Consider the following 20,684-nt stretch of genomic DNA (forward strand, 5'->3'; position numbering starts at 1 on the left):
GCCGTGGCAGCCGCCGGCGCGCCCGGCGTCCGTGAACTGGCCGCGCTGCTGCGCGCCGCCGGACTCGACCCGTCCGCCGAGGAGATCGCCGACGCGCTGTGGCTGGCCGGGCACATCCGCGGGCCCGGGCCGGCCGCCCCGGGCGACCGGGGGCCGGGCGGCGGCCCGGACTCCGCGGCCGGGGAGCCGCCCACCGAGTCCGCCGAGCCCGTACGGGCGGACGCGGAGGCCGACGACCCGGTCGGGCTGTACGCGCCCGGGGCGGCCCGCGCCGACGGCTCCGACGGGCAACCGGCGGGGGAGTCGCCCGAGGAGTACGGAGTGCCCGTGAGGGTGCCGGGAGCCGCCGCGCTGCCCCGCATCCTCGACATCCAGCGGGCCCTGCGCGCCCTCCAGCGGCACCGCCCGCCCGGCCCGCCCACCCGGCTGGTCATCGACGAGACGGCCACCGCCGAGGCCAGCGCCCGCACCCTCGGACTGGTCATCCCGGTGCTCCGGCCGGAGAGCCGGCGCGAGGCGACCGTACGGCTGGTGATGGACGCGTCCCCGTCGATGGCCGTCTGGCAGGACATGTTCGAGGAACTGCGCTCCGTGTGCGAGCGGTTGGGGGCCTTCCGGGACGTCCAGGTGCACTACCTGCACCGCCTCACCGACGGCACGGCCGCCCTCGGGCGCAGCCCCGCACCCGGCTGCGTACGCGCCTCCGGCCTGCGCTCCGGGGACCAGCTGCGCGACCCCACCGGCCGGGCCCTGACCATGGTGGTCTCCGACTGCGCCGGGCCGCTGTGGCGCGAGGGCACCGCGCAACGGCTGCTGCACCGGTGGGCCGAGTGCACCCCGTGCATGGTCGTGCAGCCGCTCCCGCAGCGGCTGTGGGGGCGCAGCTGGCTGCCCACCGAGCGGGGCACGCTCACCCGGCTGGAGGGCGGCGCGCAGCAGCTCGCCTTCCGGCCCGACCGGCCGCCGCTGCCCGGACGGCCCACGGGCGGGCTGACCGTGCCGGTGCTGCCGCCGAGCCCGACCGCCCTCGGAGCCTGGGCCCGGCTGCTGGCCGGGCTCTCCGCGGGACCGGTACCGGCCGAGGTGGGCCGGGTCCTGGCCGGCCATCCGGCCGCGCCCCTGCCGCCGCCGCGGGCCGTGCGGCCGCCGCGCGAGCTGGTGGCGCGCTTCCGGTCCTCGGCCGCGCCCCGGGCCGTACAGCTCGCCGTGTACCTCTCGGCGGCACCCCTGACCCTGCCCGTGATGCAGCTGGTGCAGCGCACGATGCTGCCGGACTCCGAGCCCTCCGACCTGGCGGAGGTGCTGCTGAGCGGGCTGCTGCGGCGCAGCGGGCACGGGGACGGGCACTGGTACGAGTTCGTCCCCGGAGTGCAGGACGTCCTGCTGGGGCCGCTGGGGCGGGACGAGGCCGCGCTCGTGCTCAAGCACTGCTCCGAGTACGTCCTCGCGCACTTCGGCCGGGGCGTACGGAACTTCCCCGCGCTCGCCGTCTCCCAGCTGACCGGAGTCCCACCGGCGGTGGCCGACCCCGGACCCGAGGACAGCGAGCGGGCGCCCGAGGGCCGCCTCCCGCAGGCCTTTGCGCAGGTTTCGGCCAAAGTCGTACGGCGCTACCTGCCCGGGATGCCGCAGGAGGCCCCGCCCGTACGGGAGCCCGCCCCGGCCCGGATGCCCGCCCGGGCCGGCGCGGTGCGCGCCGCCCGGGACCGGCTCGCGGACGCCGACGCCGACGGGGACGGCGGCGCCCGGGCCCTGTACGAGGCCGTGGCGGTCCTGCGGCGCGCGGTGACGGCCCCGGCCGGGCCCGGGGATCCGCCGGAGGAGGCGGAGACCGAGCTGGCGGGGGCGCTGCTGCGGCTGTGGACGGCCCAGCGGGACCCGGAGCTCCTCGCCGAGGCGGAGCGGGCGGTGACCGGGCTGGGGACGCCGCAGGCGGGCGCGCTGCTCGGCCGGGTGCTGTACGAGCGGGCGCTGGCCTCCGGACCGGACGCGGAGCTGCTGGCCGCGGCGGACATGGAGTTCGCGGCGGCGGGCGCCGCGGCCGACCCCGAGCTGGGGCGGGACTGCGCGGTGCGGCGGGCCGAGACCCTGATCCGGCTGAGCGTGCTGCGGGACGAGCCGGGCGCACTCCGCGAGGCCCGCGCGGCCCTCGAACCCCTGGCGGGCCCCGCACCCGACCCCTCGGGCGCGGCGGACCCCGGCGGGGCCGGGGACAGGGCCGGGGGCAGGGCCGGGGACGGCGGCCCGGGCGCGGCCCCGGCCCCGCACCCCGAGCTGCAACTGGCCCTGGGCCGCGTCCTGCTGGCCCTGCTGCCGCGTACCGCGAACCCGGCCGAGCGCACCGCCCTGGCCGAACAGGCCGCCGCCCGGCTCGCGTCGGCCCTGGCCGCCCCGCTCGCCGCCCGGCCGACCGCCCCCGCCCGGCCCGCCCCGGGCGGCGCGCGGGTACGGGTGGAACTGGCCGACGCGCTGCGCCACCTCCCCGGCCGCCTGGAGGAGGCCGCCGGGCAGCTGGACGCCGCCCTCGCGGAGCCGGGCGGGGACCCGGAGCTGCGGGTCGCCGCCCTGGTGTGCCTGGCGCGGGTGCACCGGGAGCGGTACGCGCGGGACGGCGACCCGGCGGCCCTGGAGGACGCCGCCGAGGCGTACGGCCGGGCCCGGCGGCTGATTCCCCGCGACGCGGAGGCCTTCGCGGAACTGCTGCCCGAGTGGGGCGACGTACTCCTGGACCGGGCCCGGGCCGCGGACGGGCGCCGGTTCACCGGGGCCGCCGTACGCGTCCTGCGCGAGAGCCGGTCCGCGGTCCCGCAGTCGGACCCCGGGGCGGCGCACCGGCTGCAGCGGCTGGCCACCGGGCTCCGGCTGCGGCACACGTACGAGGGCGACCCGGTGGACCTGCGGGAGGCCGAGTACCTGCTGGAACTGGCCGTCCGGAACAGCCGCGGCCCGCTGGAACAGGCCCGGGCCTGGCGGGACCACGGCGACGTCCAGCAGGAGATCCACGGCCACACCCGGGCGCTGGACCGCCTCGACCGGGCGGCCGACTCCTACCGGCGGGCCTGGCGGGCCGCCCTGGAGGCCGACGTGGAGGACCGTGAGGACACCGCCGTCCAGCTGGCCGCCCGGGTCCAGCAGTTGCGCGGGGACGTGCTGGAGCGCCTGGCCCGGCCCCGCGCTGCGCTGGACGCGTACCGCTCGGCGCTGGAGCTCTGGACTCGGACCCGCGAGGGCGCCGCCGGGCGCTCGGAGGCGGTCCGGGCGCGGATCCGGTCCCTGGAGGCCGGGCTCTGATGCGCCCGACCGGGCCGGGGCCGCCGTTTCCACGGACCGGTCGGCGGGAAAAGGGAGTGGACCATCCGATGTGCGACGCGACAGGGGGACCGGCGGCACATGGCGACGAAGCAGCAGGAAGTGGAGGCAGCGACCCCGGGATGTCCGGGGCGGTTGCCGGATCTCTCCGGGCTGGACCTGGAGGCGCTGCGCGGGATCGACCATCCCGTGCTCGCCCGGGTGATCGAGGGCATGGTCGAGCGGGTGAGCCATCCCGCGGAGATCCTCAACGCCTTCGACTCCAGCGTGGCCTGACCGTGCCGTGCCTGATCCGCCCCGACTTGAAAGCGAGTTGACCACTTTCCGCCGTTAGGCGGGACCTTCCCCAGGGCAGGGATGCACCGTCCGCCGGGGTGTCCCCGGGCGGTGCTGGCCGGGGGAGGAGGTGCGGCGATGGGGCGAGCGATCAGGAACGGCTCCCCGCTGCCCCCGCCCGGCAGCCCCACCCCCACCCCGCCCCGATCCGCCGCGGCATCCGGGCCCCCCGACCCCGCAGGGCAGCGCCCTCACCCCGACCCCGCCGTGCTGCACCCCGACCCTGCCGGGCAGCGCTCGCGGCATGCCCGGTACGCGCCCTGGCCGTATACCCGGCTCGACGTGGCCGCTGCCCGGGCCGCCGGGCACCGGCCGCATCCCATCCGGCAGTTCGTCCTCAAGACCCGCAGCCGCTGCAACCTCGCCTGCACCTACTGCTACGTCTACGAGATGGCCGACCAGGGCTGGCGCGACCAGCCGCCCGTCATGACCCCCGCCACCGCCGCCCGCGCCGCGCAGCGGATCGCCGAGCACGCCGCCGCCCACGACCTGCCCCGCGTCGACCTCGTCCTGCACGGCGGCGAGCCTCTGCTCACCTCGCCCGCCCAACTGGCCGCGCCCGTCGACGCCGTACGGGCCGCCGTCGCCGGGGCCGCCCCGCGCACCCGGGTCACCGCCACCGTCCAGACCAACGGCACCCTCCTCACCCGCGGCCGCATCGCCGCCCTGGCCGCGGCCGGGATCCGGGTCGGCGTCAGCCTCGACGGCGGCCTGCCCGCGCACAACGCCCGGCGCGTGGACCACGCCGGACGCCCCGGCTTCGGCGCCGCCGCCCGCGGCCTGCGGCTGCTCGCCCGGCACCCGCAGAGCTACGCCGGGGTGCTCTGCGTCGTCGACCTCGCCCAGGACCCGGTGGAGACCTACGAGTCCCTGCTCTCCTTCGCCCCGCCCAGCATCGGGCTGCTCCTGCCGCTCGCGAACTGGAGCGACCCGCCCCCCGGCCACCATCCGGGCCGGACCCCGTACGCCGACTGGCTCCTCGCCGTCTTCGAGCGCTGGTGGCACGACGGCGTACGGCGCACCCGGATCCGGCTCTTCGAGGAGATCATCGCCCTGTTGCTCGGCCTGCCCACCGCAACCGAGACCCTCGGGCTCACGCCCGCCGCCACCGCCGTGATCGAGACCGACGGCTCCATCGAACAGGCCGATTCGCTGAAATCCGCGTACGAGGGCGCCGCCGCGACCGGAATGACCCTGGACACCCACAGCTTCGACGAGCTCCTCGACCACCCCGGACTGGCCGCCCGCCAGCTCGGGCGGGACGCGCTCGCCGCCCGGTGCCGCGCCTGCGAACTGGTCGAGGTGTGCGGCGGCGGGCACTACCCGCACCGCTACCGGGCCGGCGAGGGCTTCCGCCAGCCGTCCGTGTACTGCGCCGACCTCCAGCCGCTGATCCGGCACATCGCCGCCGCCGTCCAGCGCGCCGCCCCGGCCTCCACCAACCCCCCCGAGGCCGAGCTCCCCGCACACCCCCCGGCGGTCGCCTCATGACCACCGCACTCACCGCCTTCACGGTCTCCTCGCCCGCCCTGCGCGCCCTCGCCTCCACCGAGCCGTCCGTGGAGGGCACCCGCCTGGTCCGCGACGTACGCCGCTCCAAGCGCCTGCTCCTGCTGCGGGCCGTCCTCGACGCCGCCCCCGGAGGCCGGTCCGGGGAGACCGCCGACGCCTGGGCCCTGCTGGAGGAGGCCGAACGGCACGACGCGGGCGCGGTGCGCGACGTACTCCACTACCCGGCCACCGGAGTGTGGGCCGAGGAGACCCTGCGCCGGCTGCACGCCCCGTGCGGCCCCCCGGCGGACCTCGGACACCTCGGGGCGCTCGCCGCAGCAGCCGCCCTGCGCGCCGGGATCGCCTTCACCCACACCCTGCGGCCGCTGCACGGCCGGCTCGTCCTGCCGACCCTCGGACTGCTGCGCCCGGACCGCCCCGGCCCGCTCGCCCTCACCCAGTACTCCTGGGACCCCGACGACCCGGCCACCGTGCCCCTGCACGCCCTGCCCGGGGGCCGCACCGCCCTCGACGACCTCGACCCCTACCGGGTGCCCGGCCCGGCGAAGCCCGCCCCGGTCCGCCCCGCCCGCCGGCTCACCCCCAAGGGCCACAAGCGCTGGGACACCCAGTGGTCCGGCGCGCTCACCCTGCTCGAGCGCTACGACACCCTCCGCGCGGAGGAGACCGTCCAACTGCTGCGCTCCGTCGTACCGCTGGCCGGAGGCTCCCGCTCCAGCGGCGCCACCCTCCCCGCTGCCGCAGGCTCCGTACTGGCCCGTGCGCAGGCGCCGCCCGCGCTCGCCGCGACCCTCGTCCACGAGGTCCAGCACGGCAAACTGACCGCCCTCGCCGACGTGCTGACCCTGCACACCGCCGACCACACGCCCCGCCACTGGGCCCCCTGGCGCAGTGACCCACGTCCCCTGGAGGGGCTGCTGCACGGCGCCTACGCCCACCTGGCCCTCGCCGGGTACTGGCAGCGCGCCGCCCTCTACGGGGCCCGCGGCGCCTGGGCCCAGCACGCCCGGATCCGTGCCCAGGTGGCCGCGGTCCTGCCCGCCCTGCGGGCGCACGAGCGACTGACCTCCGCGGGAAGGGAGTTCACGGATGCGATGGGCGTCGCCGAGCGCGCCATGGACGACCTCCCGCCGCCCGGCGACCAGCACGCCGCGGCCCGCCGGGCCGTCGACCGCGAACGCCGTGCCTGGTGCGAGGCACACCCCGAACTCGCGCCGTTCGCACAAGGCTGACGGACCGTCCGCTGCGGTACCTTTCAAGCCCGTCCACCGCCCGGATTTCAGGGAGACGGCCGCATGACCACCGGTAGTCGGCAGGACCGTGAATCGGCGGCGCAGCAGCCGCCCCAGCCACCCCAGCAGGCGTACCCGCCTCACCTGCCTCACCCGTCTCACGCGCAGCGATTCGTCATCAGCTTCGCGGGGTTCAACCGGCCCTGGGCGGTGTGGATCGCCCACCGCCTGGAGGAGCACGGCCACCGGGTCGCCCTCCAGCGCTGGGACCCGCAGAGCAGCCCCGGCATCGGCCAGGCCCTCGACGACCTGGCCCGCTCCGGCAGCCGGGTCCTCCTCATCCTCAGCGAGCGCTACTTCTCCGCCGGCACCCACGCCGAGGAGGAGTGGAACACCGCCCTGCGCGCGGTCACCGACCGCCACCCCGACCGGTTCGCCGCGGTCTGCCTCACCGACGCCCCGCTGCCCAGCGCCGTCGCCGTACTGGAGAAGACCGACCTGTGGGGCCTGGACGCGTACGAGGCCGAGTACCGGGTGCTGCGCCGCCTGGAGCTGCCCACCGACCGGATCGGCACCGAGACCGGCCGCCGCGGGCCGCGCTTCCCCAACGACCCGCCGGAGATCTGGGGCCGGGTCCCGCGCCGCAACCCGCGTTTCACCGGCCGCAACGACGTCATCGGCACCCTGCGCGAGGCGCTGGCCGAGGCCCCGCCCGGCGCCTCCACGGTCACCCTGCTCGGGCTCTCCGGCGTCGGCAAGACCCAGGTCGCCACCGAGTACGCCTACCGCTTCGCCTCCGAGTACGACGTGGTGTGGTGGGTCCCCGCCGAGGACCGGCCGACCCTGCGCGAGCGCCTCGCCGACCTGGCCCCGGCGCTCGGGCTGCCGCGCGGCGCCGGCAGCTACGGCGAGCAGATCCGGGCCGTCCTCGAAGCGCTGCGGCGCGGGAACCCGTACGGCCGCTGGCTGATCGTCTTCGACGGCTGCGACAACCCGGACGACCTCATCGACCTGCTGCCCTCCGGCGGCGGCGGCGATGTGATCATCACCTCGCGCAACCGCGAATGGGCCGCCCGGCACACCAGCCTCGTCGAGGTCCCGCTCTACGCCCGCCCCGAGTCGATCACCTTCATCCGCCGCCGGGCCCTGCGCCTGACCGCCGCCGAGGCCGACCAGCTCGCCGAGGCCCTGGAGGACTACCCGCTCGCCCTCGACCAGACCGCCGGCTGGCTCGCCGACTCCCCGCTGCCGGTGGGCGACTACCTCGTCCTGCTCCAGCACCGGATGGACTCCCGCCAGGCCGTCGCGGTCTCCGAGGACTACCCCCTGCCCTTCCCCACCGCCCTCGCCATACTGCTCAACAACGTCCGCGAGAACTTCCCCGACGCCCTCGCCCTGCTGCGGCTGTTCGTCTTCTTCGCACCCGGCCCGGTGCCCCTGCGGCTGCTGCGTGAGTTCCCCGCCGACGACGTGCCCGAACAGCTCGCCGGTCTGATCAACGATCAGATCCGGTGGAACGCCGCCCTCAACAAGCTCGTCCAGTTCTCCGTCGTCCGGCTGGAGTACTCCGACCTGGCCGTCGAGGAGGGCGGCGGCGGACTGGAGACCGTACAACTGCACCGCATGGTCCACGGCATCGTCCGCGAGAACCTCTCCCAGGAGGAGGCCGAACCCCTGGCCCGCGCCGTGCGCCAGGTCCTCGCCGCCGCCGACCCCGGCCGGCCCTCCGACTCCCGGCTCTGGCCCCGGTACGCCGAACTCGTCCCGCACCTGGCCACCTCCGGGGTGCTCACCAGCAGCAACCCGCGCATCCAGAACTTCCTGCTGCACTGCCTGCGCTACCTGATCCTCGCCGGGGAATACCGCACCTGCCTGCGCCTCTCCGAGGAGACCGACCTCATCTGGCGGGCGCTGCTCGGCGAGGACCATCCCAAGGTCCGCGAGCTCAGCTACCAGTACGGCGGAGCCCTGCGCAACCTCGGCCTGTTCCGGCGCGCGGAGACCCTCACCCGCTCCCGCGCCGCCCAACTCACCGAGGAGCGCGGCGACCGCGACCTGGAGACCCTGCGCGCGACCAGCTCGTACGGCGGAGTCCTGCTGTGCATCGCGCGCTTCGAACCGGCCCGGGAGATCTTCGAGCACTGCCTGGCCACCTACCGCGAACTCCTCGGCGAGGACGACTCCACCACCCTCGCCGCCCAGAACAACCTGGCCGCCACCTACCGCCTGCTCGGCCGCTACCAGGACGCCTACGACCTCGACCTGGACACCCTGCGCCGCCGCGAACGGGTCCTGCGGACCCATCACATCTCCACCCTGTCCTCCGGGATCGCCTGCGCCATGGGGCTGCGGCTGATGGGCCGCTACCACGAGGCCCAGACCCGGCAGGAACAGGGCGTGAAGATCAACACCCAGGTGCTGGGCCTGGAACACCCGCAGACCCTGCGCGCCGAGCACAACCTCGGGATGTGCCTGCGCCGCTCCGGCGACATCCCCGGCGCGGGCCTGCGGCTGCGGACCGTGTGGGAGCGGGCCACCCGGGTCTTCGGCGTCGACTACCCGTGGACCCTGATGGTCGCCTCCGACTACGCCACCTACCTCAGGGAGTACGGGGACATCGGCGAGGCCCGCCGGATCTCCGACGACGTGGTCCGCGGCTACCAGTCGCAGCTCGGCCTCGCCCACCCGTACAGCATCGGCACGGTCGGCAACCTCGGCCTCGTCCTGCGGGCGCAGGGCGAACGCGCGGCGGCCCTCTCCCTCGCGGAGCAGGCGCTGGTGGGTATGCGGGGCGCACTCGGCGACCGGCACCCGTGGACTCTGGGCTGCGCCCTGAACGCCACCGGGCACCGCAACATCACGGGGCGGCTGGAGGACGCGCTGGACCTCAGCCGGGACACGCTGCGCACGGCCGAGCAGGTGCTCGGCCCGGACCACCCGATGTCCCTGAGCGCCCAGATCGCCCTGGCGGCGGACCTCCGGTCGGTACGGGAACACGAGGAGGCGGCGAAACACGAGGACGCGGGCATCAAGGGCCTCACCCGCACCCTGGGCCCCCAACACGTCCACACGATTTCGGCGAAACAACAGACGAGGCCGTACTGGGACTTCGAACCCCAGCCGTAGTGGGCCCGTGCGGAGCCCTGGGGTACGGGGCCCACGCGCGCGGGGCCTCCACCCCCTGGGCGCCACCACTCCGCGGCGGCGGCTGCCCACCCGCCGCCCTCGGAGCCAGGGTGGGGCCGAAGGCTTGCCGGGCGGGGTCGGTGCCGGTGAACTCCGCCCGGCCGGGCCCGTTCGCGCGGCCGGATCCGGTGGGCGGGAGCCGCTCGGGCGCCATCGGGGAGGCGTACGGGGTTTCCCGTCAGCCTCATCGTCTGTCCGGTCGTGCCGGTCCCTCAAGGGCGCACCTTCGTCGCGTCACTGCGTGATGGCCTTCGGCCACCCTTGACCGACCGACCCGCCCCGGAAATCCGAAGACTGCGGGAAAATCCCCAAAGGAACGGGCCGGGCGTTCTGTTCCAGGGACGGGGACGTCAGAGACCTCCAGCGAGATCGGGCGTGGGGCTCGTTCCCGAGACGGGGCCCATGGGGCCGGCTCTCCGGGTCGGGGGAGCGCGTCCCATCGCTACGCGCTCCTTACGTCTCAGCGTCTCCAGCCCGTCTTGGGCCGTCGGATGGGGTGGGTCATTCGGCCGGCTCGACGTTGCCGACTGCAGTGGTGAACTCGCGGCCGGACGCGGCTCGGATGTAGGCGAGTTCGATCCAGTGTTGGTGGACGGAGTCCGACACGTCCTCATTGATCACGGCCATCAGGACTCCTTCGGCGCCGGACGCGATATCTCGCACACGACGGCGCAGCAAGCGATGCGGGACGTACTCGTACCGGTCAGTCATCGAGGGATCCCTCGAAGGAGGAGACGAAACGCTCCCAGCCGACGAGCGCGCGGTCGAGGAGATCCTCGCTGAGCTCAAGCCTCGGGATGGGCGGGCTGTCGCGAACCTGGGAGGCTACGACCACTTCGGCGTGTTCGTGGACGATCTTTCCCGTCCGGGTGCTGATGTCGTACACGCGAATAGTCATGGGCATGCGCACTCCCGCAGCTCAGGGATGTTGTGAATTCGGCTTGTCCCCAGTGGACCGCTTTAGGGGGCACCACGGGCTGCTGTGGACCGGACATTCGGGCGGACGTTTTCCCGCCCGTGTCCGAGGCCGGATCACTACGGTGAGGTCATGGATCCGCAGCCACGAGGGGGCCACATGAGGGACGGGCTGGCACGCTTGCGGCAAGCCGCCGGCTACACGCAGGAGTCATTCGTCGAGGTGTTCCGGCAGGAATCCGTTCGCCTCGGCATCGCCGCTGCGGTGAGCGCCCGGCAATTGCGGCGGTGGGAGCGCGAGACGCCCCCGCCGTTACCGCATCCGGGGCAGCAGGCCGTCCTCGAAGCGCTCTTCGGCGTACCACTCCGGGAGATGGGGTTCAACGTGCCCGCGCACCGTGAGACGGTCGCGGTGCCGATCAGCGACGCTGGAGGGGTGAAGAGGAGAACCTTCGTCGCGGACGCGGGTGCCCTCGCCGCGGCGGCTCTGATTCCGGCCGCACCAGGGCCCCGCGTCGGTACAGCCGATCTCGGACGGCTGAGGGAACGACTCGACGGGCTCTACCAGACGGACCACACGGCGGGCAGCGTGCCCGCAGGGGCCGAGGCCGGACGCATCGAGCGAGAGATCACGAGTGTTCTCGGGAGCGCCTCGTACACGTCGCGCGTCGGTCGGGAGCTACAAACGATGCTCGCCGAGCTCCACGGGCATCGTGCCTGGTACGGCTACGACGGCGGACGCATCGCTGAAGGACGTGGCGCCTGCTTGGAAGCCCTCGCCGCTGCGCAGTTCGTCGACAACCCACTGCTACAGGTTTCCGTGTTGGAAACCTTCGTGCTTCTCGCGGTCAAGGCAGACCGGTCGTGGGAAGCGGCGAGCGCGGTCGAGAACGCCTACCAGCTTGCGAGTCGAGCGGGTGCTGGCCCGACGGTTCACCTTGTGATCGCGCTACGTGATGCCAACGTCGCCACGCACACAGGGGATCTGTCGAGTGCGCGTCGCGCCCTGACCCGGGCGGTTACCTACCAGGGGCGCGCGGACTCCGATGCGGATGTGCCGAACTGGGCACGGTTCGTGGGGCCGTTCGAGGTCGATTACGCGACGGCGGACATGTACGTGCGCGCTGCTCAGCCCAAGCGCGCAGTGCCGTTCCTGCGGGCGGGGCTGCGCAGCATCGGGAATGGGCTGGCGCGGAACAGCGCCTTGTACCGCGTCAAGCTCGCCGATGTGCTGCTGGCCGCCGGGGAGGTTGAGGAGGCGTGCGCCGAAGTGAACACCGTGCTCGATACCTGGGGCGGTATCGCGTCGCCCCGTCTCCACGGCAAGGTGCGCGACTTCAAGAAAGCGGCCCGGGCGGTCGACAGTTCAACTGCGCGCGCATGCGTAGCGCGCATTCACGAGACCGTGTGAGAGGGGGCTTATGACTGAGCCAGAGGAAGTGTGGGTCGAACGGCTGGACGGGCCGGGTGCCGCGGAGGTCGAGGGTGCCTTTCGAGTGGTCTACGCCGAGGCGTTCGCCGAGCCGCCTTACAACGAGAGCGAGGACGACGTGTCGGCCGCGTTCCGCCGGTTTCGATCGCAGACCTGTAAGGCCACCTTCCGGGGCGCTCTGGCGCGCGGTTCGGGCGGCGAGCCCGTCGGCATCACGTACGGCTATCCGATCGGGCCGCGGACGAGCTGGTGGGGGCAGTTGACCGAGCCCGTGACCGAGGAGATGAGTAGGGAGGACGGTCGGCGGACCTTCGGTCTGATGGAACTCGCTGTGCGTCGCCCGTGGCGCAGGCGGGGCATTGCCCGACGGCTGCACGACACCCTGCTCGACGGAATCGACGCCGAGCGGGTGCTGCTCAACGTTCACCCGGAAGGCACGGCGGCTGTGGCCGCCTATCGGGCTTGGGGGTATCGGAAGGTCGGCGATGCGCGCCCTTGGGGCGGTGCGGACCTGCACGACGTGATGTTGCTGGAACTTCGCTGACCGGCTCGCCGCGAAAAGCCGGAAGGCCCGGCCCCCGAGGGGGCCGGGCCTTCCGCGAGTCGTGAGGCTTACGCCTCGAAGACCTCGTTCAGCAGGAGCTGCTGCTCCGCCTGGTGGCGCTTCGCGGAGCCCACCGCCGGGGACGAGCCGTGCGGGCGCGAGATGCGCCGCAGGCGCTCGCCCGCCGGGACGTCCGCGCCGACCGCCAGGTCGAGGTGGTCGATCAGGTTCAGCGCGATGAACGGCCACGCACCCTGGTTCGCCGGCTCCTCCTGCGCCCAGATGTACTTCGCCGCGTTCGGGAACTTGGCGATCTCCGCCTGGATCTCCGCGCCGGCCAGCGGGTACAGCCGCTCGATGCGGATGATCGCGGTGTCGGTGACGCCGCGCTTCTCGCGCTCGGCCTCCAGGTCGTAGTAGACCTTGCCGGCGCAGAAGACGACCTTGCGGACCGCGTTCGCGTCCACCGTGCTGTCAGCGATGACCGGACGGAACGCTCCGGTGGTGAACTCCTCCGCCTTCGAAGCCGCCGCCTTCAGACGCAGCATCGACTTCGGGGTGAAGACGATGAGCGGCTTGTGGTGCGGGTTGTGGACCTGCCACCGCAGGAGGTGGAAGTAGTTGGAGGGCAGGGTGGGCATGGCCACCGTCATGTTGTCCTGCGCGCACATCTGGAGGAAGCGCTCGGGACGCGCGGACGAGTGGTCCGGGCCCTGGCCCTCGTAGCCGTGCGGGAGGAGCAGCGTGACGCCGGAGGTCTGGCCCCACTTCTGCTCGGCCGAGGAGATGAACTCGTCGACGACGGTCTGCGCGCCGTTGACGAAGTCACCGAACTGGGCCTCCCAGAGGACCAGCGCGTCCGGGCGGGCCAGCGAGTAGCCGTACTCGAAGCCCATGGCCGCGTACTCGGAGAGCAGCGAGTCGTAGACGTTGTAGCGGGCCTGGTCGTCCGACAGGTAGAGGAGCGGCGTGTAGTCCTCGCCCGTCTCCCGGTCGATGAGGACCGCGTGGCGCTGGCCGAAGGTGCCGCGGCGGGAGTCCTGGCCGGACAGCCGGACCGGGGTGCCCTCCATCAGCAGCGAGCCGAAGGCGAGGGTCTCGCCCATGCCCCAGTCGATGGTGCCCTCGTCGATCATCGACGCGCGGCGCTGCAGCTGCGGCAGCAGACGCGGGTGGACGGTGACGCCCTCGGGGATGGTGACCTGGGACTCGGCGATGCGCTTGACGACGTCCTGGGAGATCGCGGTGTTGACGGCGACCGGGAAGTCGGGCTGCGGGGTCGGGGAGGGCGCCGCGACGGCGGGCTGCGTGGCGGCCTCGCGGACCTCCGCGAAGACCTTCTCCAGCTGGCCCTGGAAGTCCTGGAGCGCCTGCTCGGCCTCTTCCAGCGTGATGTCGCCGCGACCGATGAGGGACTCGGTGTAGAGCTTGCGCACCGAGCGCTTCTTGTCGATCAGGTCGTACATCAGCGGCTGCGTGAACGCCGGGTTGTCCGACTCGTTGTGACCGCGGCGGCGGTAGCAGATGAGGTCGATGACGACGTCCTTGTTGAACGCCTGGCGGAACTCGAACGCGAGGCGCGCGACGCGCACCACGGCCTCCGGGTCGTCGCCGTTCACGTGGAAGATCGGCGCCTCGATCATGCGGGCCACGTCGGTCGCGTACATCGAGGAACGCGAGGACTCCGGGGCGGCGGTGAAGCCGACCTGGTTGTTGATGACCACGTGCACGGTGCCGCCGGTGCGGTAGCCGCGCAGCTGCGACATGTTCAGCGTCTCGGCGACGACGCCCTGGCCGGCGAAGGCCGCGTCGCCGTGGAGCGCGAGGGGCAGGACCGTGAAGTCCGTGCCGCCCTTGTTGATGACGTCCTGCTTGGCGCGGACCACGCCCTCCAGGACCGGGTCCACCGCCTCCAGGTGCGAGGGGTTCGCGACGAGCGAGACCTTGATCTGCTCGCCGTCCAGGCCCGTGAAGGTGCCCTCGGCGCCCAGGTGGTACTTGACGTCGCCCGAGCCGTGCATGGACTTCGGGTCGAGGTTGCCCTCGAACTCGCGGAAGATCTGCGCGTACGACTTGCCGACGATGTTCGCCAGGACGTTCAGGCGGCCGCGGTGGGCCATGCCGATCGCGACCTCTTCGAGGCGGGCCTCGGCGGCCGAGTCGATGACGGCGTCGAGCAGCGGGATGACGGACTCGCCGCCCTCCAGGGAGAACCGCTTCTGGCCGACGTACTTCGTCTGCAGGAAGGTCTCGAATGCCTCCGCCGCGTTCAGCCGGCGCAGGATGCGCAACTGCTCCTCACGCTCCGGCTTGGAGTGCGGGCGCTCGATGCGGTCCTGGATCCAGCGGCGCTGCTTCGGGTCCTGGATGTGCATGAACTCGACGCCGGTGGTGCGGCAGTACGAGTCGCGCAGCACGCCGAGGATGTCGCGGAGCTTCATCATCGACTTGCCGGAGAAGCCGCCGACCGCGAACTCGCGCTCCAGGTCCCACAGGGTGAGGCCGTGCTCGGTGATGTCGAGGTCGGGGTGCTTGCGCTGCTTGTACTCCAGCGGGTCGGTGTCGGCCATGACGTGGCCGCGGACCCGGTAGGAGTGGATCAGCTCGAAGACGCGGGCGGCCTTCGTGACGTCGTCGTCGTGCGAGGCGTCGATGTCCCGGTTCCAGCGGACGGGCTCGTACGGGATGCGCAGCGACTCGAAGACGGCGTCGTAGAAGCCGTCCTCGCCGAGCAGCAGGTTCGCGACGATGCGCAGGAACTCGCCGGAGGCCGCGCCCTGGATGACCCGGTGGTCGTAGGTCGAGGTCAGGGTCATGACCTTGGAGATGCCCAGCTTGTTCAGGGTGTCCTGCGAGGTGCCCTGGAACTCGGCGGGGTAGTCCATGGAGCCGACGCCCATGATGACCGACTGTCCGGGCATCAGGCGGGGCACGGAGTGCACGGTGCCCAGGCCGCCGGGGTTGGTCAGCGAGACGGTGACGCCGGTGAAGTCGTCCATCGTCAGCTTGCCGACACGGGCGCGGCGGACGATGTCCTCGTAGGCCTGCCAGAACTCGAAGAAGTTGAGGGTCTCGGCCTTCTTGATGCCGGCGACGACGAGCTGGCGGTCGCCGTTGGGCTTCACCAGGTCGATCGCGAGACCGAAGTTGATGTGCTCCGGCTTGACCAGGGTCGGCTTGCCGTCCTTCTCCGCGAAGGAGTAGTTCATGGCCGGCATGGCCTTGATCGCCTGCACCATCGCGTAGCCGATCAGGTGCGTGAAGGAGATCTTCCCGCCCCGGGCGCGCTTGAGGTGGTTGTTGATGACGATGCGGTTGTCGAACAGCAGCTTCACCGGGACCGCGCGGACGGAGGTGGCCGTCGGCATGTCGAGGGAGGCGTTCATGTTCTTGGCAACGGCAGCCGCCGGGCCGCGGAGCGTCACCAGCTCGGGGCCCGTGGGGGCCTCGGTGGCGGGCGCGGGCTTCTGGGGGGCTACGGCGGAGGGGGCGGGCGCGGCCGGTGCGGCGGCCGGGGCCTGGGAGGTGACAGTCACAGCAGGGGCACCAGAGGGGGTGGCAGGAGCAGGGGCAGGGGCTGGCACAGGCGCAGAAGCGGGCGCGGCGGCAGCCGCTCCAGGGGAGCCGGGGCCCGCACCGGGAGTCTGGGCAGCAGGGGCTGCGGCGCGCGCCGCCCCCGTGACGGCGGCGTCGGTGACCTGGGGCGCCGGGGCGACGGTGGTGGCGGCCTGTGCGGAGGCGCCGTCCGTCGTCGCGGGCTTTGCGGGACCGTCCGACTTCACCGGAGTGACAGCGCCACCCGGCTTGTAGTCGGCGAAGAAGTCCCACCAGGCCCGGTCGACCGAATTCGGGTCCTGGAGGTACTGCTGATAGATCTCGTCGACGAGCCACTCATTGGCACCGAAGCCTGAGGCAGGGTTCTTCCCGCCCTCTGCTGCTTCGGTCGTGGTGCTCGAGTTACTGGGGGACTGTGGCGACACGGCGGCAACCGCCCTCTTCCGCTTCACAAGGTATGGACAGCGGGAATAAAGGCTACGCCTCCTCGACCGCTGCATGCAGGCCGGGCGGGACTTACGTCGTGCAGGTCACACCGAACGGCGGGTTTCATGACGTGGAATGGCGGGAAACCAGCCTGGTTCGGGTAGGCGGCACCGAGGTTGCGGCCCCCTTGGCTTCGCACCCCTGACGGACCCCGGGTACGTGTGGCCGAGATCATGTCCTTCCCACTCGAACCCTACGTCAACCCGGCACCTACGAGCTGCCCGGAAGCGTGACGAGGATGCGGCAGCCGCGTGACGATTCGGCCACTCCGATCCGCCCTCCGTGCAGCTCCACGGCCCAGCGGGCGATCGCGAGGCCCAGTCCGGTGCCCCCGTCGCCGCCGCGCGCGCTGCCCCGGTTGAACCGCTCGAAGACGCGGTGGCGCTCCGCCTCCGGGATGCCGGGGCCCTCGTCCCGCACCTCCAGCGTCAGGCTTCCGGGCGCGTCGCCGGCCCGGGCGCGGACCGTGACCCGGCCGTGCGGAGGGCTGTGTTTGACCGCGTTGTCGATCAGATTTGCTACTACCTGGTGCAGCCGCTCGGCGTCCGCGTGCGCCCACAGCTCGGGCGGGTGGACGTCCAGGTGCAGGTGCACGTCGTTGCGGGTGTGCCCGCCCGAACCGGAGAGCAGTCCCGGCCGGCCGGCGGCCGCGAGCCTCGATTCCTTCAGCACGCCCGACAGGTAGGGCCACACCTCGAAGCGGCGGGCGCGCAGCGGGACGACGCCGTTGTCCACCCGGGACAGGTCCAGCAGGGTCTCCACGAGCCCGCCGAGCCGCTCGGTCTGCTTCAGCATCGTGCGCATGGTCTCGGGATCGGCGGCCGAGACCCCGTCCACGACGTTCTCCAGCACGGCCCGCAGCGCCGCGATGGGCGTGCGCAGCTCGTGCGAGACATTGGCGACGAGCTCCTTGCGGTGCCGGTCCACGGCCTCCAGGTCGTCCGCCATCAGGTTGATGGTGGAGGCCAGGTCGCCGAGCTCGTCGCGGCGACCCGCCCCGCGTACCCGCCGGGTGAAGTCGCCGTGGGATATCGCCCGGGCCACGGTCGTCATGTCGTCCAGTGGCGCCGTCAGGCTGTGCGCCACGAACTGGGTGATCAGCATCGAGGCGATCACCGAGAAGACCGTGATGAAGCGCAGCTCGGTGTCGGTGCGCAGGGCCACCAGCAGCAGGCCGGTCGTGATGAAGACCGAGACCACGACGAGCGTGCCCAGCTTGGTCTTGATCGAGAAGGGTGAGAAGGGCCGCAGCCCTCCCGAGGGCCGCTGCCGCTGGCGCATCGGCTGGCGCATCGGCTGGCGCATGGGCGGGCCGCTCATGCCTGGGCCGGGGTCTCCAGGGCGTACCCGACGCCGTGGACCGTACGGATCCGCTCCGCGCCGATCTTGCGCCGCAAGGCCTTGATGTGGCTGTCGACCGTACGGGTCCCGGACGCGTCGGCCCAGTCCCACACCTCGGCCAGCAGCTGCTCCCGGGAGAGCACCGCCCGCGGGGTGCCGGCCAGGCACACCAGCAGGTCGAACTCGGTCGGGGTCAGGTGCACGTCCTCGGTGTGCACCCGCACCCGCCGCTGCGCGTGGTCGATCTCCAGATCGCCCAGGCGCAGGGTGGCCCCGCGCGGGGTGTGCGCGGCGATCGTGGCCCGCTCCACGCGCCGCAGCAGTACGTGGACCCGGGCGGCCAGCTCGCGCATCGAGAACGGCTTGGTCATGTAGTCGTCCGCGCCGACCCCGAGCCCGACCAGCAGGTCCGTCTCGTCGTCACGCGCGGTGAGCATGAGGACCGGGACCGGCCGCTGGGCCTGGACCCGGCGGCAGACCTCCAGACCGTCGAAGCCGGGCAGCATGATGTCGAGGACCAGCAGCTCGGGCAGCCAGCTCTCGGCCGCGGCGACGGCGGAGGGGCCGTCGCCGGCGGTCTGCACCTGGAAGCCCTCGGCGCGCAGGCGGGCCGCGATGGCCTCGGCGATGGTGTGGTCGTCCTCGACGACCAGCACACGCCGCTGGGCGCCGGGTGTCGCCGCGGCGCCCTGATGGGTGGTGTGTGTGTGTTCCATGTCCGCCCCTGAAGATCCCGCGTGAATGGGGTGCAGCGTAGAGGAGGCGTCGGCCTGCGGCTACGTGGGGTTCGGACATGGCATATGTGCTTGACCACAGTAAACGGAATGTGATGTACCGGGTACCGGTCCCCCCACGGGACCGGCACCCGGCGGGCGAGACCGGTCAGGTGCCTCGCCGTTGAGGCCTTCCGGAGGGCGCTCGCGGAGCGCTCGGAAGGTGCCTAGAGGGTCAGTCCGTGGCCGTGCGGGAAGACCGGATCGAGAGTGTCGTTCGGCACATCCGGCCGGGACGCCTCCACGGCCTTCATCGAGCGCGGGAGCTCGAAGGGGAGGCGGCCCCCGGGGGTGGCGCGGCCGAAGGCGACGTCCAGCAGGGCGGCGTCACAGGCGCCGTAGTCGGCGATCAGGGCCGCCGCGCGCTCGGCGATCTCCGGGATGACCGCGGCCCGCTCCAGATTGATGCAGACCAGCGTGGGCACCAGGTCCAGGAGGGCCAGGATCTCCGTCAGTTCGGGCTCGGCGAAGGCCAGCGAACCGGAGTGGAAGGAGGACTCGAAGATGTTCTCCCGCGGCTCGTACGGGGTCCGCAGCCGCAGCACGGCCACGTCCGCGTCCGCCGGGGCGGCGACGACGTCGCCGTACGCGCCGGCGACGCCCGCGTCCACTCCGCGCAGGTACAGTTTCGGCCGCGCGGCGAGCGGGAGCAGGCCCGAGGGGTTGGTGAGGACGGTGAGCGAGCGGCGCTGGGCCGCGGCCCCGAGGGCCGTGAAGTCGGACCGGCCCACGGTCTCGGCCGCCGCGTCCGGGTCCACGTACGGGTCCTCGAACAGCCCGAGCGTGAACTTCTCCCGCAGCAGGCGGCGTACCGACTCGTCGATCCGGGACTCCGCGACGCGGCCCGAGCGGACCAGCTCCACGACCACCTCGGGGCACTGCTCGCCGCCGAACTGGTCGCAGCCGGCCTCCAGGGCGCGGGCCGTGCGCTCGGCCACGCTCAGGTGCTCCAGGCCCCAGGCGCGCGCCGGGTGCACCTGCCCGAAGATCGTCGCGTCGTTGAGCAGGCCCCAGTCGCTGCAGACGATGCCCTCGAAGCCGAGCTCCTCGCGGAGCAGGCCGGTGACCACGCCCTTGTTGAAGCCGAAGCCGACCTCCTCCCAGTCCGTGCCGATCGGCAGGCCGTAGTACGGCATCATCTGCGCGCATCCGGCGGCGATCGCGGCCCTGAACGGCTCCAGGTGGTGCTCGCGCATCCCGCCCGGGTAAACCTGCTCCTTGCCGTGCGCGAAGTGCGGGTCCTCGCCGTCCTTCTGGGGGCCGCCGCCGGGGAAGTGCTTGACCATCGCGGACACCGACCCGGGCCCGAGGACCGGGCCCTGCAGGCCGCGTACGTACGCCGCCACGAGCTCGCCCGTCAGTCGCACGTCGGAGCCGAAGGTGCCGGACTGGCGGGCCCAGCGGGGTTCGCTGGCCAGGTCGATCTGCGGGTGGAGAGCGACGCGGAAGCCGACGGCGAGGTACTCGCGGCGGACGGTGTCGGCGAACCGCTCGACGAGCTCGGCGTCGCCGATGGCGGCCAGGCCCAGGGCCTCCGGCCAGGCGGAGAAGGCCCCGGCGTTGAAGGAGGCGCCGATGTTGTCGGTGAAGGTGTGGCGCGGGTCGGTGGACAGGGTGACCGGGATGCCGAGGCGGGTGGCCGCGGCCATCTCCTGGACGGCGTTCTGCCACCGGGCCATTGCGCGGGGCCCGTAGGTGCCGAGCAGGTTGAAGTGGGTGAGGAAGCGGTCCTCGACCAGCTCGGGCGTGGTGAAGGGGAGCATCGAGCCGTCGGTCTCGGTGACCGGGGTGCCGTCCGCGTTCATCATCAGCATCGCGTGGAAGAGCTGGCCCGCCTTCTCCTCCAGGGTCATCCGGGCGAGCAGGTCCTCCACGCGGCGGTCGACCGGCAGGGAGGCGTCTCGGTAGTCGGGCGTCGTGTTCATGGCGGGGCTCCTGGCGCGTGACCGGGCGGATCGGCACGGTCAAGGTAGAGCCGAAAACCGCGTACCTGCTAGGTTTTTGAAAAGTGACCTGGGTCACGCCGGCCGGGTGGCCGGAAACAGCGGCCGCTTAGGGTGTCC

13 protein-coding genes are annotated in these 20,684 nt (G+C 73.0%); 7 read left to right on the plus strand and 6 right to left on the minus strand.

The genetic code is table 11. The features are described 5' to 3' along the window. Window positions 1–3 precede the first annotated feature (3 nt). From ACIQZO_RS33275 to fxsT, 5 genes are all read left to right on the plus strand, one after another. On the plus strand, window positions 4–3,291 hold the full coding sequence (locus tag ACIQZO_RS33275) for an SAV_2336 N-terminal domain-related protein (RefSeq protein WP_403633535.1): 3,288 nt from the start codon (window positions 4–6) through the stop codon (window positions 3,289–3,291). Window positions 3,292–3,390: 99 nt separating this feature from the next. Beyond that, window positions 3,391–3,585 carry an FxSxx-COOH cyclophane-containing RiPP peptide gene (gene fxsA, locus ACIQZO_RS33280; protein ID WP_403633537.1) on the plus strand — a complete coding sequence of 65 codons (195 nt, stop codon included), beginning with the start codon at window positions 3,391–3,393 and terminating at the stop codon, window positions 3,583–3,585. A 138-nt stretch (window positions 3,586–3,723) separates the two neighbouring features. Then, window positions 3,724–5,136 (plus strand): FxsB family cyclophane-forming radical SAM/SPASM peptide maturase, encoded by a 1,413-nt coding sequence (locus tag ACIQZO_RS33285; RefSeq protein WP_403633540.1) that lies wholly within the window; start codon window positions 3,724–3,726, stop codon window positions 5,134–5,136. Further along, window positions 5,133–6,389, plus strand: coding sequence for an aKG-HExxH-type peptide beta-hydroxylase (locus ACIQZO_RS33290; protein ID WP_403633542.1), 1,257 nt, complete (start codon window positions 5,133–5,135; stop codon window positions 6,387–6,389). Before ACIQZO_RS33285 ends, ACIQZO_RS33290 begins: the two co-directional genes overlap by 4 nt. A 63-nt stretch (window positions 6,390–6,452) precedes the next feature. Next, window positions 6,453–9,515 carry an FxSxx-COOH system tetratricopeptide repeat protein gene (gene fxsT / locus ACIQZO_RS33295; RefSeq protein ID WP_403633545.1) on the plus strand — a complete coding sequence of 1,021 codons (3,063 nt, stop codon included), beginning with the start codon at window positions 6,453–6,455 and terminating at the stop codon, window positions 9,513–9,515. Between the two features lie 561 nt (window positions 9,516–10,076). Here fxsT and ACIQZO_RS33300 read toward each other — a convergent pair. Continuing rightward, entirely contained in the window at window positions 10,077–10,286 is a 210-nt protein-coding gene (locus tag ACIQZO_RS33300; RefSeq protein WP_403633547.1) for a hypothetical protein, read from the minus strand. After that, entirely contained in the window at window positions 10,279–10,461 is a 183-nt protein-coding gene (locus ACIQZO_RS33305; protein WP_403633549.1) for a hypothetical protein, read from the minus strand. The genes ACIQZO_RS33300 and ACIQZO_RS33305 overlap by 8 nt, the downstream gene beginning before the upstream one ends. A 189-nt stretch (window positions 10,462–10,650) precedes the next feature. On the opposite strand from ACIQZO_RS33305, the gene ACIQZO_RS33310 reads away from it, so the two are divergent. Both ACIQZO_RS33310 and ACIQZO_RS33315 read left to right on the plus strand, forming a co-directional pair. Then, a complete protein-coding gene (locus ACIQZO_RS33310) occupies window positions 10,651–11,901 on the plus strand; it encodes a hypothetical protein (RefSeq protein WP_403633550.1) in 1,251 nt (416 codons plus the stop codon). Between the two features lie 10 nt (window positions 11,902–11,911). Beyond that, on the plus strand, window positions 11,912–12,466 hold the full coding sequence (locus tag ACIQZO_RS33315; RefSeq protein WP_403633552.1) for a GNAT family N-acetyltransferase: 555 nt from the start codon (window positions 11,912–11,914) through the stop codon (window positions 12,464–12,466). Between the two features lie 68 nt (window positions 12,467–12,534). Here the strand turns inward: ACIQZO_RS33315 and ACIQZO_RS33320 are convergent, their stop codons facing one another. The 4 genes from ACIQZO_RS33320 to ACIQZO_RS33335 all read right to left on the minus strand — a co-directional run bounded on the left by ACIQZO_RS33320 (window position 12,535) and on the right by ACIQZO_RS33335 (window position 20,546). Then, window positions 12,535–16,446, minus strand: coding sequence for a multifunctional oxoglutarate decarboxylase/oxoglutarate dehydrogenase thiamine pyrophosphate-binding subunit/dihydrolipoyllysine-residue succinyltransferase subunit (locus tag ACIQZO_RS33320; protein WP_403633555.1), 3,912 nt, complete (start codon window positions 16,444–16,446; stop codon window positions 12,535–12,537). Between the two features lie 271 nt (window positions 16,447–16,717). Further along, window positions 16,718–17,788, minus strand: coding sequence for an ATP-binding protein (locus ACIQZO_RS33325; RefSeq protein ID WP_403633673.1), 1,071 nt, complete (start codon window positions 17,786–17,788; stop codon window positions 16,718–16,720). 35 nt (window positions 17,789–17,823) lie between these two features. Then, entirely contained in the window at window positions 17,824–18,564 is a 741-nt protein-coding gene (locus tag ACIQZO_RS33330) for a response regulator transcription factor (RefSeq protein WP_403633557.1), read from the minus strand. 224 nt (window positions 18,565–18,788) lie between these two features. Further along, a complete protein-coding gene (locus ACIQZO_RS33335) occupies window positions 18,789–20,546 on the minus strand; it encodes a glycoside hydrolase family 3 N-terminal domain-containing protein (RefSeq protein WP_403633559.1) in 1,758 nt (585 codons plus the stop codon). Between the last annotated feature and the right edge of the window lie 138 nt (window positions 20,547–20,684).

This window comes from Streptomyces sp. NPDC097617, assembly GCF_044761485.1.
In the GTDB taxonomy this organism is placed as follows: domain Bacteria; phylum Actinomycetota; class Actinomycetes; order Streptomycetales; family Streptomycetaceae; genus Streptomyces.

Coding starts and splice junctions, on each gene's coding strand:
- fxsA (WP_403633537.1), top strand. CDS start 3,391: ATGGCGACGAAGCAGCAGGAAGTGGAGGCAGCGACCCCGGGATGTCCG.
- ACIQZO_RS33285 (WP_403633540.1), top strand. CDS start 3,724: ATGGGGCGAGCGATCAGGAACGGCTCCCCGCTGCCCCCGCCCGGCAGC.
- ACIQZO_RS33290 (WP_403633542.1), top strand. CDS start 5,133: ATGACCACCGCACTCACCGCCTTCACGGTCTCCTCGCCCGCCCTGCGC.
- fxsT (WP_403633545.1), top strand. CDS start 6,453: ATGACCACCGGTAGTCGGCAGGACCGTGAATCGGCGGCGCAGCAGCCG.
- ACIQZO_RS33300 (WP_403633547.1), bottom strand. CDS start 10,286: ATGACTGACCGGTACGAGTACGTCCCGCATCGCTTGCTGCGCCGTCGT.
- ACIQZO_RS33310 (WP_403633550.1), top strand. CDS start 10,651: ATGAGGGACGGGCTGGCACGCTTGCGGCAAGCCGCCGGCTACACGCAG.
- ACIQZO_RS33315 (WP_403633552.1), top strand. CDS start 11,912: ATGACTGAGCCAGAGGAAGTGTGGGTCGAACGGCTGGACGGGCCGGGT.
- ACIQZO_RS33325 (WP_403633673.1), bottom strand. CDS start 17,788: ATGCGCCAGCGGCAGCGGCCCTCGGGAGGGCTGCGGCCCTTCTCACCC.
- ACIQZO_RS33330 (WP_403633557.1), bottom strand. CDS start 18,564: ATGGAACACACACACACCACCCATCAGGGCGCCGCGGCGACACCCGGC.
- ACIQZO_RS33335 (WP_403633559.1), bottom strand. CDS start 20,546: ATGAACACGACGCCCGACTACCGAGACGCCTCCCTGCCGGTCGACCGC.